The organism is Bhargavaea cecembensis (assembly GCF_001619585.1).
Classification (GTDB): domain Bacteria; phylum Bacillota; class Bacilli; order Bacillales_A; family Planococcaceae; genus Bhargavaea; species Bhargavaea cecembensis_A.
In genome coordinates this window covers 57,746-72,374 of record NZ_LQNT01000010.1, presented here as the reverse complement: position 1 = coordinate 72,374, position 14,629 = coordinate 57,746, and the positions used below count along the sequence as shown (strand labels likewise).

General features: G+C 57.7%; 13 protein-coding genes and 2 riboswitches. Of the genes, 4 read left to right on the top strand and 9 right to left on the bottom strand.

Annotated features, from left to right (window positions below; translation table 11 throughout):
- Positions 1–98 precede the first annotated feature (98 nt).
- The 4 genes from guaA to AV656_RS09775 form a co-directional block, all read right to left on the bottom strand.
- Positions 99–1,652: a glutamine-hydrolyzing GMP synthase gene (guaA, locus tag AV656_RS09790; RefSeq protein WP_063181436.1), complete on the bottom strand. Its 1,554-nt coding sequence runs from the start codon at positions 1,650–1,652 to the stop codon at positions 99–101.
- A gap of 104 nt (positions 1,653–1,756) precedes the next feature.
- Positions 1,757–1,858: riboswitch (purine riboswitch) on the bottom strand.
- 34 nt (positions 1,859–1,892) lie between these two features.
- Positions 1,893–4,070, bottom strand: a complete 2,178-nt coding sequence (locus AV656_RS09785) for a DUF4129 domain-containing transglutaminase family protein (protein ID WP_063181435.1) — start codon at positions 4,068–4,070, stop codon at positions 1,893–1,895.
- Positions 4,067–5,266, bottom strand: a complete 1,200-nt coding sequence (locus tag AV656_RS09780) for a DUF58 domain-containing protein (RefSeq protein WP_063181434.1) — start codon at positions 5,264–5,266, stop codon at positions 4,067–4,069. Before AV656_RS09780 ends, AV656_RS09785 begins: the two co-directional genes overlap by 4 nt.
- Positions 5,263–6,213: an AAA family ATPase gene (locus tag AV656_RS09775; RefSeq protein ID WP_082818699.1), complete on the bottom strand. Its 951-nt coding sequence runs from the start codon at positions 6,211–6,213 to the stop codon at positions 5,263–5,265. Before AV656_RS09775 ends, AV656_RS09780 begins: the two co-directional genes overlap by 4 nt.
- 149 nt (positions 6,214–6,362) lie before the next feature.
- On the opposite strand from AV656_RS09775, the gene AV656_RS16370 reads away from it, so the two are divergent.
- Positions 6,363–6,539 (top strand): hypothetical protein, encoded by a 177-nt coding sequence (locus AV656_RS16370; RefSeq protein ID WP_156484842.1) that lies wholly within the window; start codon positions 6,363–6,365, stop codon positions 6,537–6,539.
- Positions 6,540–6,576: 37 nt separating this feature from the next.
- On the opposite strand, the gene nadE is transcribed toward AV656_RS16370, so the two are convergent.
- The 5 genes from nadE to AV656_RS09750 all read right to left on the bottom strand — a co-directional run bounded on the left by nadE (position 6,577) and on the right by AV656_RS09750 (position 10,925).
- Positions 6,577–7,404 (bottom strand): ammonia-dependent NAD(+) synthetase, encoded by an 828-nt coding sequence (nadE, locus tag AV656_RS09770; RefSeq protein WP_197462237.1) that lies wholly within the window; start codon positions 7,402–7,404, stop codon positions 6,577–6,579.
- A gap of 32 nt (positions 7,405–7,436) precedes the next feature.
- Positions 7,437–8,918: a nicotinate phosphoribosyltransferase gene (locus AV656_RS09765; protein ID WP_063181725.1), complete on the bottom strand. Its 1,482-nt coding sequence runs from the start codon at positions 8,916–8,918 to the stop codon at positions 7,437–7,439.
- 267 nt (positions 8,919–9,185) lie between these two features.
- Complete coding sequence (locus AV656_RS09760) at positions 9,186–9,851, bottom strand: hypothetical protein (RefSeq protein WP_063181431.1); 666 nt, start codon at positions 9,849–9,851, stop codon at positions 9,186–9,188.
- A 201-nt stretch (positions 9,852–10,052) separates the two neighbouring features.
- A complete protein-coding gene (locus tag AV656_RS09755; RefSeq protein ID WP_063181430.1) occupies positions 10,053–10,238 on the bottom strand; it encodes a hypothetical protein in 186 nt (61 codons plus the stop codon).
- Between the two features lie 120 nt (positions 10,239–10,358).
- Entirely contained in the window at positions 10,359–10,925 is a 567-nt protein-coding gene (locus AV656_RS09750; protein WP_082818698.1) for an NADPH-dependent FMN reductase, read from the bottom strand.
- A gap of 205 nt (positions 10,926–11,130) precedes the next feature.
- A riboswitch (SAM riboswitch) is annotated at positions 11,131–11,237 on the top strand.
- 90 nt (positions 11,238–11,327) lie between these two features.
- Between AV656_RS09750 and AV656_RS09745 the strand changes: the two genes are divergently transcribed.
- From AV656_RS09745 to AV656_RS09735, 3 genes are all read left to right on the top strand, one after another.
- The gene (locus AV656_RS09745; protein ID WP_063181428.1) at positions 11,328–12,041 is read left to right on the top strand and encodes a PLP-dependent transferase; all 714 of its coding nucleotides are present in this window, start codon (positions 11,328–11,330) and stop codon (positions 12,039–12,041) included.
- Between the two features lie 98 nt (positions 12,042–12,139).
- Positions 12,140–13,270: a 5-methyltetrahydropteroyltriglutamate--homocysteine S-methyltransferase gene (locus tag AV656_RS09740; RefSeq protein WP_063181426.1), complete on the top strand. Its 1,131-nt coding sequence runs from the start codon at positions 12,140–12,142 to the stop codon at positions 13,268–13,270.
- A 121-nt stretch (positions 13,271–13,391) separates the two neighbouring features.
- Positions 13,392–14,567: an acyl-CoA dehydrogenase family protein gene (locus AV656_RS09735; protein WP_063181424.1), complete on the top strand. Its 1,176-nt coding sequence runs from the start codon at positions 13,392–13,394 to the stop codon at positions 14,565–14,567.
- Positions 14,568–14,629 lie beyond the last annotated feature (62 nt).

Genomic DNA, 14,629 nt, shown 5'->3' with positions numbered 1-14,629 from the left:
AGAGGCTCGGGGTCACAAGCCGTTCTTCTCTGCGGGGCAGGCCTCTCGACGAAGACCGTCTTGTGCCTGTCGCCTCTACCAGCCGCTCTCCGCTTTTGTTATTCCCACTCAATCGTTGCAGGCGGCTTGCTCGTGACGTCGTAGAGGACGCGGTTGATGTGGTCCACTTCGTTTACGAGGCGCGTGCTGATCTTCTCGAGCACGTCCCATGGGATGCGCGCCCAGTCGGATGTCATGCCGTCAATCGATGTGACGGCGCGGATGCCGATCGCGTAGTCGTACGTGCGCTCGTCACCCATGACGCCGACGCTGCGGATGTCCGGAAGCACGGTGAAATACTGCCAGATGTCACGCTCGAGGCCGGCTTTCGCGATCTCCTCGCGAAGGATAAAGTCGGATTCACGAACGATTTCAAGCTTTTCTTCTGTGATTTCGCCCAAGACCCGGATGCCGAGGCCCGGTCCCGGGAACGGCTGGCGCCAGACGATTTCATCCGGAAGGCCGAGTTCTGAGCCGAGTGCCCGCACTTCATCCTTGAAGAGCGTGTTCAGCGGCTCGATGAGCTTGAACGTCATGTCTTCCGGCAGGCCGCCGACGTTATGGTGCGACTTGATTGTCTGTGCGGTCGCTGTGCCGGATTCAATAATGTCTGTGTAGAGCGTGCCCTGTGCCAGGAAGTCCATATCCTTCAGCTTGGCTGCTTCCTCGTCAAACACATAGATGAACTCGTTGCCGATGATCTTCCGTTTTTTCTCCGGATCCGATACGCCTGCCAGCTTCGAAAGGAAGCGTTCCTGCGCATCGATCTTGATCACTTTCATGTCGAACTTGCCGACGAACGTATCCATGACGCTGTCCGCCTCGCCTTTACGCAGCAGGCCATGGTCCACAAACATGCATGTCAGCTGATCGCCGATCGCACGGTGGATGAGGGCCGCGACAACGGAGGAATCCACCCCGCCGCTTAGTGCGCAGAGCACCTGCTTGTCACCGACTTCCTGGCGGATCTTCTCGATCTCCAGTTCGATGAAGTTGCCGATCGTCCAGCCGCCTTCCGCTTTGCAGATGCCGAACACAAAGTGGCGGAGCAGGTCGTTTCCGTTGACGGAGTGGCGGACTTCAGGGTGGTACTGGACCGCGTACATGCCGAGGGACGGGTTTTCCATCGCGGCAATCGCACAGCTCGGGCTGGTCGCGACCGTCGTGAAGCCTTCCGGAACCGCCGTGACATGGTCGCCATGGCTCATCCAAACCACCTGGTCGGACGGCTGGTCAGTGAACAGGCTCGCACCTTCTTTGACGTTCATTTCCGCTTTGCCGTACTCACGGCGGGATGATCTTTCAACCTTTCCGCCGAAGTGATGGGCCATGAGCTGCATGCCGTAGCAGATCCCGAGCACCGGGATGCCGAGGTCGAAGATGGCCGGGTCGACGGTAAAGGCCGTCTCGCCGTATACCGAGTTCGGGCCTCCGGAGAAGATGATGCCGGCCGCATTCATCCCTTTGATGTCTTCTGCGGTAACGGTGTGCGGGTGAAGCTCGGAGTAGACCCCAAACTCACGGATGCGGCGGGTGATGAGCTGGTTGTACTGGCTGCCGAAATCGAGGACGACGATCTTTTCCTGTTCCAGCAAGAGGGATTCTGCAGACACGTGTATTCCACCTTTTCCTGTCGGACCGGGTCAAAATAAAAACGCGCAGAAAAAGCTTCCGCGCGTTCTCATCTCCATCCAAAAAGCGGATGCCCCGTGCACGCACGTATAGCATCCGCCTTCATAGACAGGCCATTTACGGCGGCCTGGTAGAGACATCCGGACCATATTTCCGGACTTATATGAGGGCGACCCGGTCTATCCGATTTTTAGTCAGTTTACCCCTTGCCGCCCCGAAAATCAACTGATGGTCCTGTTGATTAAATTTTCCCAACTTTCCCGTACGGCCGGTTCCTCCCGGATGGTGTCACGGCCGCCGTAAACGACCGCTTCGTACGCCTCGGTCAGCCGCCTCATGTCGGCGCCGCCAAAGTGCGCATCCACTTCGCGGGCGTAGGCGGACAGCGTTTTGCCATCCTCCTTCGGAAGGCCGTAGCGCCGGAGCCTTCCGAGCAGCCGGGCATATGCCCGCTCAAAACTTTCGCGGTCAAGCGACCGCTTCCGGAACCGCGCCACCATCACCCTCGGCAGCCACTTGTCCCGCAGCATGAAGGCGGCAAGCGCTGCCGCCGCGAGAACGGCGAGCACGGTGTAGATTGCGCGGCTGTTTTTCGAGATCAGGTCTCCGAGGGATTTCCAGAAACTGTCGCCTTTTGCTGCAGCCGGCGTTTCTTCCTCTTTTGTCTCCTCCGGCTCGGCCGATTCTTCCATCTCCTGCGTTTCTTCTTCCGTCATTTCTTCCAGATCCAGGTCGTAGTCGATGCCGCCTGCACCGTCGAAGCCGATCGTCGGCTCGAATGGCATCCAGCCGACACCCGGCATGTACGCTTCCACCCAGGAGTGGGCGTTGTTATTGGTCACTTCGAACTGGCGGCCTGCATCACTGCGGCCGATCTCCTCACCTTCGTTGAACCCCTTGACCCAGCGGGCCGGCACGCCGGCCGAGCGGAGAAGGACGACCATCGATGTCGAGAAGTGGTCACAGTAGCCGCGTTTCGTCTCGAAGAGGAAATGATCGGTGAAATCCTCGCCGGCTCCGGGAGAAGCAACATTGGTCTGGTCGTAAACGAAACCGTTCTGCCGGAAATACTGCTCAACAGCACGGGCTTTCCCGTATAGCGTCTCTTCCCTGCCCGTGATTTCAAGCGCCAGGTCATGGACGCGCTGCGGCAAGCCGTCCGGCAGTTGGAGATACGGAGCGAACTCCCCCTGCGGCAACGTGTCGGGCGTCGTGCCTCGAAGAGCGGTCAGGCTGTACGCCGGCTCCTCATAGGTGACGCTGTACGCATCGAGTACAGCGGGTGCATTGTTCACGAACGGGATGACCTTTTCTGTTCCGGCCTCTTGGAGGAACTCGGTTCCCTCAGGTCCGGAGGGCGAAATTGCACCGTACGGCCGGACGATGAATTCAAAGTCGAGCTTCATTGAGAGTGTTGCCGTATCCTCGCCACGGGTTGTCCCGGCCAGAAGCGGCTCGTCGATCGGCCGCCCCTCGCCGACCGGGAGCAGTTCCTGCTCCTCGGAGGAATGGACCCAGCCGCGCGATGTGTAGGTGTCTTTCGTCTCGACCTTCCAGTACTGCCCCCGCTCGGCCGTTGCCTCGAAGACGACTGTATCATCGCCGATAAACGGTCCGCCGAGCGCCGAATCGTCTTCGCCGTAGCCGATCTTCCCGGCCTCACGCCCGATCCCGTCGCCCGCCCCTTCGGCAAACGACTTGATGAACGGCACCGGGTCCGGCCAGGCGGGCTCGGACTTCGGCAGGAACTGGCTCACCGCGCCCGCCGCCGTGATCAGCACAAGCAGCGGGATCGTCATGAGAAGGAAAGCCGGCAAGGCCGGGCTCTTTCTCTGTCCGTCCGCAAGCTTGGCGAGGAAAGTGAGCCCAAGCAGCAGGAACCCGATCACAAGGACCCGCAGAATTGCCGCATCCGCGCTGTACGGGCTGAAGGTGTCCAGCACGGTGATGAAAATCACCGTCATCCCGTAGAAAATGAGGACCGACATCTTCAGATTGATCCAATACTGGATCAGATAGGCCGCCATCCAGAGAAGCGCCAAAAACAGCACCGTCCGGAATGGGTCGGTGATGCGTCCGAGCTCTCCCGTGACGAGGAGCCCGGCATTCTTAAGCAGATCCCCGAGGAAAAAGGACACCATCGCAACAGGCGTCGCAGGTCCTTCCATATGGGCATGGGCGACAAACCAGACCGCATAGATCACCTTCACCGGTCCCGAAATCCACCAGGGCACCCCGAAAAGCGGAAAAGCAAAGCAGAGGCCGACAAAGATCACAAAGAGCGCCAGGTGGCCCGTCCCGGTCAGTTCGATGATCGGCAGAAGCCACTCCCTGACAAGGAGGACCACCAGAACATAGATCAGGCCAAGAAACATCCGGTCGACCGCTTTTTGGCTCATCTGCGCACACCTCCCCTTTCCGGATCCCCGAATTCCCGTTCCGTGACAAACCGGACGTCGAATCCGGCGGCAATGGCTATCCGTGCGGCTTCAAGAGCAGCGCGGCCAGGGTGCTCGCCTTTACCGAGGACGGAAAAGAGGATGCCGCCCGATGCCTGCCGGGCTTCCCGGAGAAATGCGTTGATCCATGCCTCCGTAAGCGGGCCCGTGATGACGGTCATCGTACGGGCCGCAGCAAGCGAACGGCTGCCCGCCGGCGGAAGTTGTCCCCCTTCGGCAGATGGATTGAACCGCGCCAGATGAAGCATCGCCGTCCTCAGGCTATCCGGCCCTTCCACACGGGGGATCGCCATACCCGACTCGCCGAGGCTCAGGAATCCCGCCGCAGACCGCGTTTCAACCGACTTTTTCAGGATGGACGCCGCAAATCCGACCTGCTCCTCGAACTGCGGGGACGGGGAGCCATCCAGGACGAGCAGCAAATCCTGTGCACGCCTGTCCTCAAGCCCTTTCGAATGAAGCTCTCCCGTCCTTGCGAATGCCGGCCAGTGAATCCGCGACAGCCGGTCCCCCGGCTGGTAGTCACGGATCCCCGTGGCGACTGACGATTCCCTCACGGCTGTAAAAGATGCCGCCGCGCTGCCCCGCTCTTCGGATGCATCGGACGGCACCTCCCGCATGTCGGTCACCTTCGGAAGGACGGTGATGGTCTGGCGGAGCGGGATGAACCGGCTCTTCCGCATCCAGCCGAAAAAGTCTGCCGCTTCGATCTCAATCCCTTCCAGCACATGCTCCCCTCGCTTTAGCGGTTCGGTTTCATACGACCATTCCTTCCGCCTCCGGAATCCCCAGATAAACAGGGTCGAGGGCATCCGGATCTGTGCCGCACTTCCCGCGACCTCTTTCATGGAGATGTAGAGAAGCGGAAACATAAACCGCCTCCCGAGGCGGACAGTTGACCTCAGGGGGCTTCCATGCTGGAGCTCCCTGCGGTCCACTTCCCTCTCCGCAGTAACAGCCCGCAGCGGATAAACATACAGAAAGATTCCGTACAGGCTGAACGGCAGCACCATATAAAAGACCGTCCAGCTGACTGCGCCACCCTGGAACTGGGCGTACGCAAATGCTCCGGCCAGGACGGCGGCAATTCCGATGAGGCGGAGCAGCGGTCCTGCCTTGCGGAGAAACAGCTTCATCGCGTACCGGCTCTCCGGACCGGGACCTTCGTTCTCGTGACGATGCGCTCCACCAATTCTTCTGAGTCGATCCCCTCATAGCGGACTTCCGGCTGGAGGATCATCCTGTGGCTGAACACATATGGCGCCAGATGCTGGACGTCATCCGGCAATACATAATCGCGCCCTTTCAGGAAAGCGAGCGCACGCGCCGCACGCATCAGCGCAATCGATCCCCGCGGGCTTACACCGAGCCGGATGTCCGGACTTTTCCGTGTGCTTTCGGCAAGATCGACGATATAGCCCTTTACGGTGTCATCCACTGTCACTTCAGCAGCACGAATGCGGATGTCCCTCAGTTCATCCAGCGAAATGACCGGCTCGATCCGGTCGATTGGCGGCTGCTTTTCCGCGCGGCGCAGCACTTCCACTTCATCCTGGCGTCCCGGGTAGCCCATCTTCACTTTCAGGAGGAACCGGTCAAGCTGCGCCTCCGGAAGGGGGTAGGTGCCTTCATGTTCAATCGGGTTCTGTGTCGCCATGACGAAAAACGGATCCGGCAGCGCCAGCGTCCGGCCATCCACCGTCACGGAAGCTTCTTCCATCCCTTCCAGGAGGGCAGACTGCGTTTTGGGAGAGGTGCGGTTGATTTCATCGGCGAGTACGATGTTCCCCATGATGGGGCCCGGTCGGAACTGGAACTCCATCTCTTTCGGATTGTAGATCGAGACGCCGATCACATCCGACGGAAGCAGGTCCGGGGTAAACTGGATCCGCTTGAAATCCGCCCCGACGGACCGCGCCAGCGCCCTCACCATCATCGTCTTCCCGACGCCCGGCACGTCTTCTAGCAGCACATGCCCGCCTGCAAGAAGAGCGACCACGCTCAGTTCTGCAACGTCCCGTTTTCCGATCATCACTTCTTCAATATTTTCAATGACTTTAAGCAGTTTACGGTGTTCCTCCACAATCGGGTTCCCCCTGTCTCTATCCGGTTTCCCGGCCGGTCTGCTGGAAATTTAATAGTATGATTTCAGTTTAGTGGATGGCCGGTCATGGGTCAATCTGAGGGGGTTCCAAAGGAGGAGATGTGATTGGCGGGGGACGTAGCAGGAGAATGGGTGTTGCGTCAGGGGCGAATGGCGAGACTGGACGGCCGAATGATGAAACTGGGGACCTGAATGACGAGACCGACCGGCAGAATGACGAGATTAAAAGACTGAATGACGATACCGGACTGCCGAATGGTGAGTTCGGAATAATCGGGGCAGAGATGTTCCCCATCATTAAATAAACCCGCCGGCATCCAGCCCGGCGGGTTGATCAGATTTTCAGTTTCTCCAGAAATCATCATATACCGTGATCGGCAGATGGCGCTTGTGGCGGGAATTCATGTAGTAGTTTTCCAGTTTTGCCTGTGCATCCGGCGAGATTTCCCTGCCTTCCAGGTAATTGTCGATGTCATCATAGGTCAGGCCGAGGGCGACTTCGTCCGGAATGGCCGGACGGTCCTCCTCGAGATCGGCAGTCGGGACCTTGTTGTAGAGATGCTCAGGGCAGCCGAGCTCCTTCAGCATCGCCCGGCCCTGCCGCTTGTTCAGGCGGAAAAGCGGCACGATGTCGGCCGCGCCGTCACCGAACTTTGTATAGAAGCCGGTGATCGCCTCCGCTCCGTGGTCGGTGCCGATGACGACCGATTTCTTCATCGCGGCAATGGCAAACTGGGCTTTCATCCGCTCGCGCGCCTTCTCGTTCCCCTTCACGTAATCGGACAGGGGCACACCCGCTTCGGCCAATGCCGCAGCACTTGCGTCGACCGCCGGCTTGATGTCAATCCGGTATGATTCGGACGGTGAGATGAACGCCATCGCGTCATCGACGTCCGTTTCATCAAACTGCTTGCCGTATGGGAGGCGGATCGCGTGGAACTTGTAACGGTCCGTGTTTTCCTCCTCGTTCAGCTCGTCCACGGCCATCTGGGCAAGCTTGCCGGCGAGCGTCGAGTCCTGCCCGCCCGAGATGCCGAGCACGAACCCTTCCAGAAACGGATGGGCCCGCGCATAGTCCTTCATGAAATCAATCGACACGCGGATCTCCTCACGCGGATCAATCTCAGGCTTCACTTTCAGTTCTCGGATAATCTCTTCCTGCAGTGTCATGATGCGTCTTCCTCCTTTATCTCAGGTAGGGGTCAGCTTTTCGCTCCGTTTGTCTGAAATTCCCGGATGCGGTCCTGGACCTCGTGGATGTTCCGCATCTTGTTGTCCCAGCACTTCTGGCTGAGGTCTACGGGGTATTCTTCCGGGTTGAGCGAGCGCTTGTACTCGTCCCAAAGCAGGCCGAGCTGGTCTTGGGCGAAGGCAGCAATCTCCGGAAGTTCCGGGAGATCAAAGATGATCTCTCCTTCACGGACAACCTGCTGGTGCAGGTTTATGGCTTTGAAGTTGGTGACGAATTTCGAAATGAAGGTATGAACCGGGTGGAACATCTTAATGCGCTCTTCTTCTTCAGGCTTTTCGTCCCACATGGTGATGTAATCGCCCTCGGCTTTGCCGTTTTCCAGGTCGATGATCCGGTATACTTTCTTGACGCCCGGCGTCGTCACCTTTTCGGCAGTCGAGGAGATCTTGATGCGGTCCTCCATCACACCTTCGCCGTTCTCGATGGCAACCAGTTTGTACACCGCACCGAGAGCAGGCTGGTCATAAGCGGTGATCAGCTTCGTGCCGATCCCCCACTGGTCAACCTTCGCCCCCTGCATCTGCAGGTTCATGATCGTGTACTCGTCAAGATCATTGGAAACAATAATCTTCGCATCCGGGAATCCGGCCTCATCCAGCATGCGGCGGGACTCCTTCGACAGGTAGGCGATGTCGCCGCTGTCGAGACGGATGCCGATAAAGTTGATTTTGTCACCGAGTTCCCTGGCCACCCGGATGGCTGTCGGAACGCCGATCTTCAGCGTGTCGTACGTATCGACAAGGAACACACAATCCTTGTGCCGGCGTGCATACGCATGGAACGCCTCGTATTCGCTCTCGTACGCCTGGACCATCGAGTGGGCATGCGTCCCGGCGACCGGAATGCCGAACAGCTTGCCCGCCCGGACATTGCTCGTCGCCTCGACCCCACCGATCACGGCGGCGCGGGCACCCCAGATGGCGGCATCCATCTCCTGGGCGCGGCGTGAGCCAAACTCCATGACGACATCGTCTTTCACGACCTGCTTGATGCGGCTCGCCTTTGTCGCGATGAGCGTCTGGTAGTTCACGATATTGAGAAGAGCCGTCTCAACAAGCTGGGCCTGGATGAGCGGTGCCTCGACCCGGATGATCGGCTCATTGCCGAAGACGAGCTCCCCTTCGACCATTGAATACACATCACCGGTGAACCGGAGATCGGCCAGATACGACAGGAAATCATCCTGGTACCCCGCTTCGTCACGAAGATAAGCCAGGTCGCTTTCCGTGAAGCGGAACCCCTTCAAGTATTCCAATACCCGTTCCAGCCCGGCAAACACCGCATACCCGTTGCCGAACGGCAGCTTGCGGAAATACAGATCGAACACCGCCCGCCGCTCGTGCACTCCGTCCGCCCAGTACGTCTCGGCCATATTGATCTGATACAAGTCGGTATGAAGCATCAGACTGTCGTCTGCGTAATTCCTCGACACAAGCATCCCTTCTTCCACGTTCAGAATTTACACTAACTATACATTAACATGAATATACCCTGCCACAACCCGACACAACCATGGGCGGATTGCGGCGGTTGACCAATGGTTTTGGGTCATTGTGTCGAACGTTGCGTTCTTGTGATGAGATGTTGCCTTATGGAGCCGGGACGTTGCTTTATGGCGAGGTACTTTGCGTTAAAACAAAAAAGGAGCCCCCCTTTTCGGGATGGCTCCTCCGTTCTTCCGGAGATTGAATCACAGGCCTCAGTTCGCTTCTTCACAGTCCGGCAGAATGTGAACGATCAGGTACGTGGCAATCGCCTTATTGTCCACCTCATTAAGATTAATGAGGATCGCAATGGAGATGACGTCGCAGAGATCTTCCGGGTCCGGGCAGACTTGTGCACCGTTAGCGCCCGGGCAAAGCTCCTGGTTGACACAGGTCGTACCGGTCACCGTGAACGGGAGCCTCTCATCACCCACGCAAGGCTCAAAGAAGAAGCGGAAAGTCGTGTCGAGGCATACCTTCAGGTACCAGTTGATGAAACCGGCCACCGTAGGGGAACCATCCGTGTAAGAAGAACCGCAGCCGCCGCAAGGATCGTACATCGGTTTTCCATATGCCCCAGTGTCCGTACCGACCACCGGCTCATCGCAGCAGATCAGGAATGCCTGGTTCCGGATCACCTTGACCGGAGGAAGTCCTTCGGTGTCTACGGAAAGCGCCGGCAGTTCGAGCGTCGCGAGGTCAAATACCAGACGGTTGAAGTTGAACCCGCTCGTCTGAAGCATCTGGCTCCGGAGCTTCTGGAGCTTTTTCATCCCCCTGACATCCCCTTTTTTCTTTGCTTCGGCGATTTCAGCATCGATGCCGCGGAGAACCTCTGGCATCTCTTTCTTCATGATGTTTTTCTTTTCTTTATAGTCCATGTTTCTCACCTCCTCCACTCTTTTCTACAAGGTCTTTCACCTTGCTCTATCAATGTATTCAGGGAGTGAGCCCCAGCTCGGGCGAATCTACCGGCGCCCTGCAGTGTTTTCGCCCGTTTTGCGCATGCGAAAAGGCCGCACGGTGTCAATCGCCGTGCGGCCCATGGGAGTTTACCCCCTATTTCGGGATCCGGAATGGGTTTATTCCCCGTCCTTGTCCCGCTTTGTACTATTTTTCACCTGCTCGACCTGGCCCTCCGGACTCTGGTCAGGCTCTAGGTCGGGCATCTCGTGATTCGGCATGCCGGTAAAGTCATTTTTTCCGTCCGGACCGAGTGCCTGCTTCTCTGACTCGCCGGCCCGATTTTTCTTGTCCTCTCCGCTCATGGGAATCTCTCCTTCCGTTTGTCCTCTCTATTGGAGTCTACCCGCAAGTGCGCTTAGGCAATCAGACCGGCAATGCTCCATTAAAAGAGCCCATCCGGCAATGCCGGATGGGCGGTTCGGTCAGTTAGCAGCTGCAGCTGCTTTTTCCTTCTCGTAGAACTTGATGAAGTTGTCGACGACGAGGTCGAGGAATGCGAGGGTCGCTTCGTCTGTCAGGTTGCCCGCTTCGTCCAATTTCTCGTGGACGGAACCGATGTACACTTCGTTCTGAGGGAGCAGAGCCGGAGCGAGGTTCGGGTTTGACAGGATCTCACGCAGGTGCTGCTGGGCACGGACAGAGCCGAGCGCGCCCATCGACGCACCGACGATGAATGTCGGCTTATTGTTCAGCACGAGTTCGCCGCGGCTCATCCAGTCGATGGCGTTTTTCAGCTGGCCAGGGATGGAGAAGTTGTATTCCGGTACGGCAAAGAGGACCGCGTCGGAATCAGCCACGTCTTTCTTGAAGTCGAGGACGTCTTCAGACGGACTGTTTTCAATGTGTATGGCGAAAGGCTCAAGAGCATTGATGAAAACCGGCGTGATTTCCAGGCGGTCCGCATAGCGGCTGCGCATGGATTCTACGACTTTCAGGTTAAAAGATGTGGAGCTGGTGCTCCCGATAATCGCTTTTACTTTGATCGGCATGGACGATACACTCCTTCAGAAATTCTGTATTGCCGGATTCGACTCCGGCTCATCCACAGATATGATACACGAAGCGGAATGGTCTATCCTTGAAGTTGCTCACCGGAGTCTGAACCATTTTTTTCAGTTCTCATAAGGGCTTGCGGCCTGCAGGGTTCAGTGGTAAAGTGAAAGCAATCATTTTTCAAACAATTGAATCGAATTATTCTTATCCAGAGAGACGGAGGGACTGGCCCTTTGATGTCTCAGCAACCTGCCCTGTGGCACAGGTGCTACTTCCAGCGGATTCCGAGAGGATCCGGAAGATAAGAAGATACCCTGACTTGATCAGGACCCTCTTCTTATTTTCGAGAGGGTCCTTTTTCGTATGCTCTTCCAAACTTGAATGAAAGGATGTCTGACATGTCGAATAGTCATGTGGCCACCATGCTTTCCCTGCCAGGGAACCGAACACCTGCAGCCGGCCCGTCTGCCCGCTCCCTCCTTGAGAAAGCCGTCACTTCTCTTGAAGAGGCGGACGCCGCGTTTGCCTGCAATACGGGCAGGGCGGCGATTGCCACCGTGATGTCCCTTTTCCGTCCTGGTGAAGGTCTCATCGCTCCGGAAGATCTGCAGGCCGATACACGCCGGTTGTTTGAGTATTACCGTAAGCAGCATGGGATCCCGGTCGACTACCTGCCATTCGGCAAACCCGGGGAAGTCGAGTGTGCGGTGACAGACACAACAAAAGCCATTTATCTTGAATCGCTGCCGCGTCCGTTTTCGGAGGAGGCCGATATTGAAGGCTATGCCCGGATCGCCAAAAAGTACAGCCTTCTCCTCATCGTTGATCATACGCGCTATACACCAATCACCCGGAAGCCGATTGCGCTGGGTGCCGACATCGTCATCCATAGCGAAACCCATTACCTTGCCGGGAATCATGACGTGCAGGCCGGGTTGGTCGCCGCAAAAGGTGAGGCACTCTGCAAGAACCTTGCCGCACACCATCATGCTGCAGGAGCGGCTCTTTCCGCTTCCGAATCAAAGCAGATATTCCGCGGACTCCAGACACTCCCCCTCCGCATGAAACATCACGAGGAAAATGCAGGGAAGCGCCGCCTATCCGGAATCTGAACCGGTGCATTCATGCGGACATCCCGCCTGAAGATCACACGCGCGCATAACCGGCAGCACCCTATGCCTGACCATACAAAGAGAAATGAGGAATCATCATGACATCCAATCTGACAGAAACCCAAAACATCCGCACCCCGTTCAAGGCCGACCACGTGGGCAGCTTTCTCCGCCCACAGCGCCTGAAAGACGCCCGGGAACAGTTCAGCAACGGCTCGATCACCCGGGAGGAACTGACCCGTGTGGAGGATGAAGAAATCGGCAAGCTCGTTCAGGCGCAGCTTGAGAACGGCCTGTCTGCCGTCACTGACGGCGAATTCCGCCGCAGCTGGTGGCATCTCGACTTTCTTGCAGGGCTTGACGGTATTGAATTCCGTGAAGTCGAGAACGGTACCCGCAAGTTCACGGGCATCGAAGTGCGCCCTGTCGGCATCAAAGTAACAGGGAAAATCGGCTACAGCGGCAACCACCCGTTCATTCACCATTTCAGGAAGCTGAAGGAAATCGCGGGTGATGGGACACCGGTGAAGTTCACGATCCCGAGCCCGAATCTCGTCTTTGGCCGTGCAGCGCTTGAGACGGATGTCTATCAAAAGAAAGAAGAGTTCTATCAGGACGTGATTCCGGCATACCACGCGCTGATCCGCGACCTGTATGATGCAGGCTGCAGGTATCTGCAGATTGACGACACCGCCTGGACGTCATTCTTCACGGAAGAAGAGCGGAACCGAATCCGTGAGGACGGCTCCGACCCGGACCGCCTGATCCTTCAGTTTGCCGAAGCCATCAACGGCGCGATCGCGGACCGGCCGGACGACCTGCTCGTCACGATGCACATCTGCCGAGGCAATTTCCGGTCGACTCACTTTACGAGCGGCAGCTACGAGGCAGCCGGGAAGGTCATCTTTGGTGGCCTGGATGTCGACGGCCTGTTCCTCGAGTTTGATGATGATCGCTCGGGCGGATTTGAACCGCTCCGCCACGTAACCCGGCCGGACCTCACCGTCGTTCTGGGACTCGTCACATCCAAACACCCTGAACTGGAGGATGAAGAATTGATCAAGGCGAGGATCCGGGAAGCTTCCGAGTTTCTGCCGCTTGAGCAGCTAGCGCTCAGCCCGCAGTGCGGGTTCGCGTCAACGGAAGAAGGCAATAAGCTGACCGAAGACGAGCAATGGGCGAAGATCCGCCATGTTGTAAAAATCGCGGAGGACGTCTGGGGAAAATGAAATTGAATGGATGATTCCACCTCCATCTGCCGACTGATCCCGGCGGGCGGAGGTTTTGTTTCACCCATCCCCGACTAGTCCTGTACACTTTAAGTAATATCTGTATCTAGGAGGGCGAACGATGGAGTTATTCATCAGGACAGAACAGCAGAAAGAATGGGTCCGCAAGCTGACAGAGCTCGGCAGGGAGTTTGCCAGGGACGCACAGGAACGCGATGAAGCCGGAACGTACCCGTCAGAGCAAATCCGAAAGCTCGCCGGGTCCGGCTACACGGCACTGGCCGTGCCTAAAGAATTTGGCGGCGCCGGAGCGGGCGTGCACGATATGGTTCTTTATCAGGAAACAATCGCCCGGTTTGACGAGAATATTGCCCTCTCGGTCGGCTGGAACCTGGGCGTGCCGGGCGGGATATTCGAACAGCAGAGCTGGAGCGGGGAGATGCTGGAGTTCTTCGCAAAAGAACTGAAGGGAGGCGCCCTCGTCAACCGTGCGGTGAGCGAAGCTGCGACCGGCAGCCCTTCCCGGGGCGGAAAACCGGGCACAGTGGCCGTTCGCGACGGGGATTCGTATGTGATCAGCGGCCGGAAGACGTTCACGACCGGCTCCCCTTCCCTCACCTACTTTCTCACCTCTGCCTGGGTGGAAGACAAGGAACGGGTCGGCTTCTTCCTTCTCCACCGGGATCTGAAGGGTCTTTCCATCGACGAGACGTGGGACGTCGTCTCCATGCGCGGCACCGGCAGCCACGATCTTGTCCTCGAACAAGTCCGGGTAGACGAAGGAGCACTTGTGGAACTGCCTTTCCGGAAACCGGGCGGACCGGCATTTGACGGCTGGCTTTTGCATATGCCGGCCGCCTACCTCGGCATTGCCCAGGCGGCACGGGACTTTGCCGTGGACTTTGCCGGGAGGCACGCACCCAACAGCATCAAAGGCCCGATCAGTCAGCTGCCGAACGTCCGCCAGATGATCGGCGAGATGGACCTGGAACTGTCGCAGGCGCGCCATGTGCTCTACAGCGTGGCAGATGCGCACGACGACCCGGCGCGCCGGCCTCATCTTGGCCATGAGGTGCCCGTCGCCAAAACGACTGTCACCAACGCCGCCATCTCAATTGTGGACAAAGCGATGCGGGTCGCGGGCGCAAAAAGCCTGCAGCGGACCAATCCGCTCCAGCGCTATTACCGGAACGTCCGGGCCGGCCTCCATAACCCGCCGGCAGATGATATGGCCACCCGGGCACTTGCTGACCAGGCACTGGGCCATCACCAGGATGAGCCTTCGTCGAAAAACTGAGAGATGATTAAGCCTTTTTAATAGAAGGCATCCCTCCTCACATAAAAAAGCCTCTAAGGGAT

Coding starts and splice junctions, on each gene's coding strand:
- AV656_RS09750 (WP_082818698.1), bottom strand. CDS start 10,925: ATGCCGATCAAAGTAAAAGCGATTATCGGGAGCACCAGCTCCACATCT.
- AV656_RS09745 (WP_063181428.1), top strand. CDS start 11,328: ATGTCGAATAGTCATGTGGCCACCATGCTTTCCCTGCCAGGGAACCGA.
- AV656_RS09760 (WP_063181431.1), bottom strand. CDS start 9,851: ATGGACTATAAAGAAAAGAAAAACATCATGAAGAAAGAGATGCCAGAG.
- AV656_RS09755 (WP_063181430.1), bottom strand. CDS start 10,238: ATGAGCGGAGAGGACAAGAAAAATCGGGCCGGCGAGTCAGAGAAGCAG.
- AV656_RS09740 (WP_063181426.1), top strand. CDS start 12,140: ATGACATCCAATCTGACAGAAACCCAAAACATCCGCACCCCGTTCAAG.
- AV656_RS09780 (WP_063181434.1), bottom strand. CDS start 5,266: ATGAAGCTGTTTCTCCGCAAGGCAGGACCGCTGCTCCGCCTCATCGGA.
- AV656_RS09735 (WP_063181424.1), top strand. CDS start 13,392: ATGGAGTTATTCATCAGGACAGAACAGCAGAAAGAATGGGTCCGCAAG.
- AV656_RS16370 (WP_156484842.1), top strand. CDS start 6,363: ATGGGTGTTGCGTCAGGGGCGAATGGCGAGACTGGACGGCCGAATGAT.
- AV656_RS09785 (WP_063181435.1), bottom strand. CDS start 4,070: ATGAGCCAAAAAGCGGTCGACCGGATGTTTCTTGGCCTGATCTATGTT.
- nadE (WP_197462237.1), bottom strand. CDS start 7,404: ATGACACTGCAGGAAGAGATTATCCGAGAACTGAAAGTGAAGCCTGAG.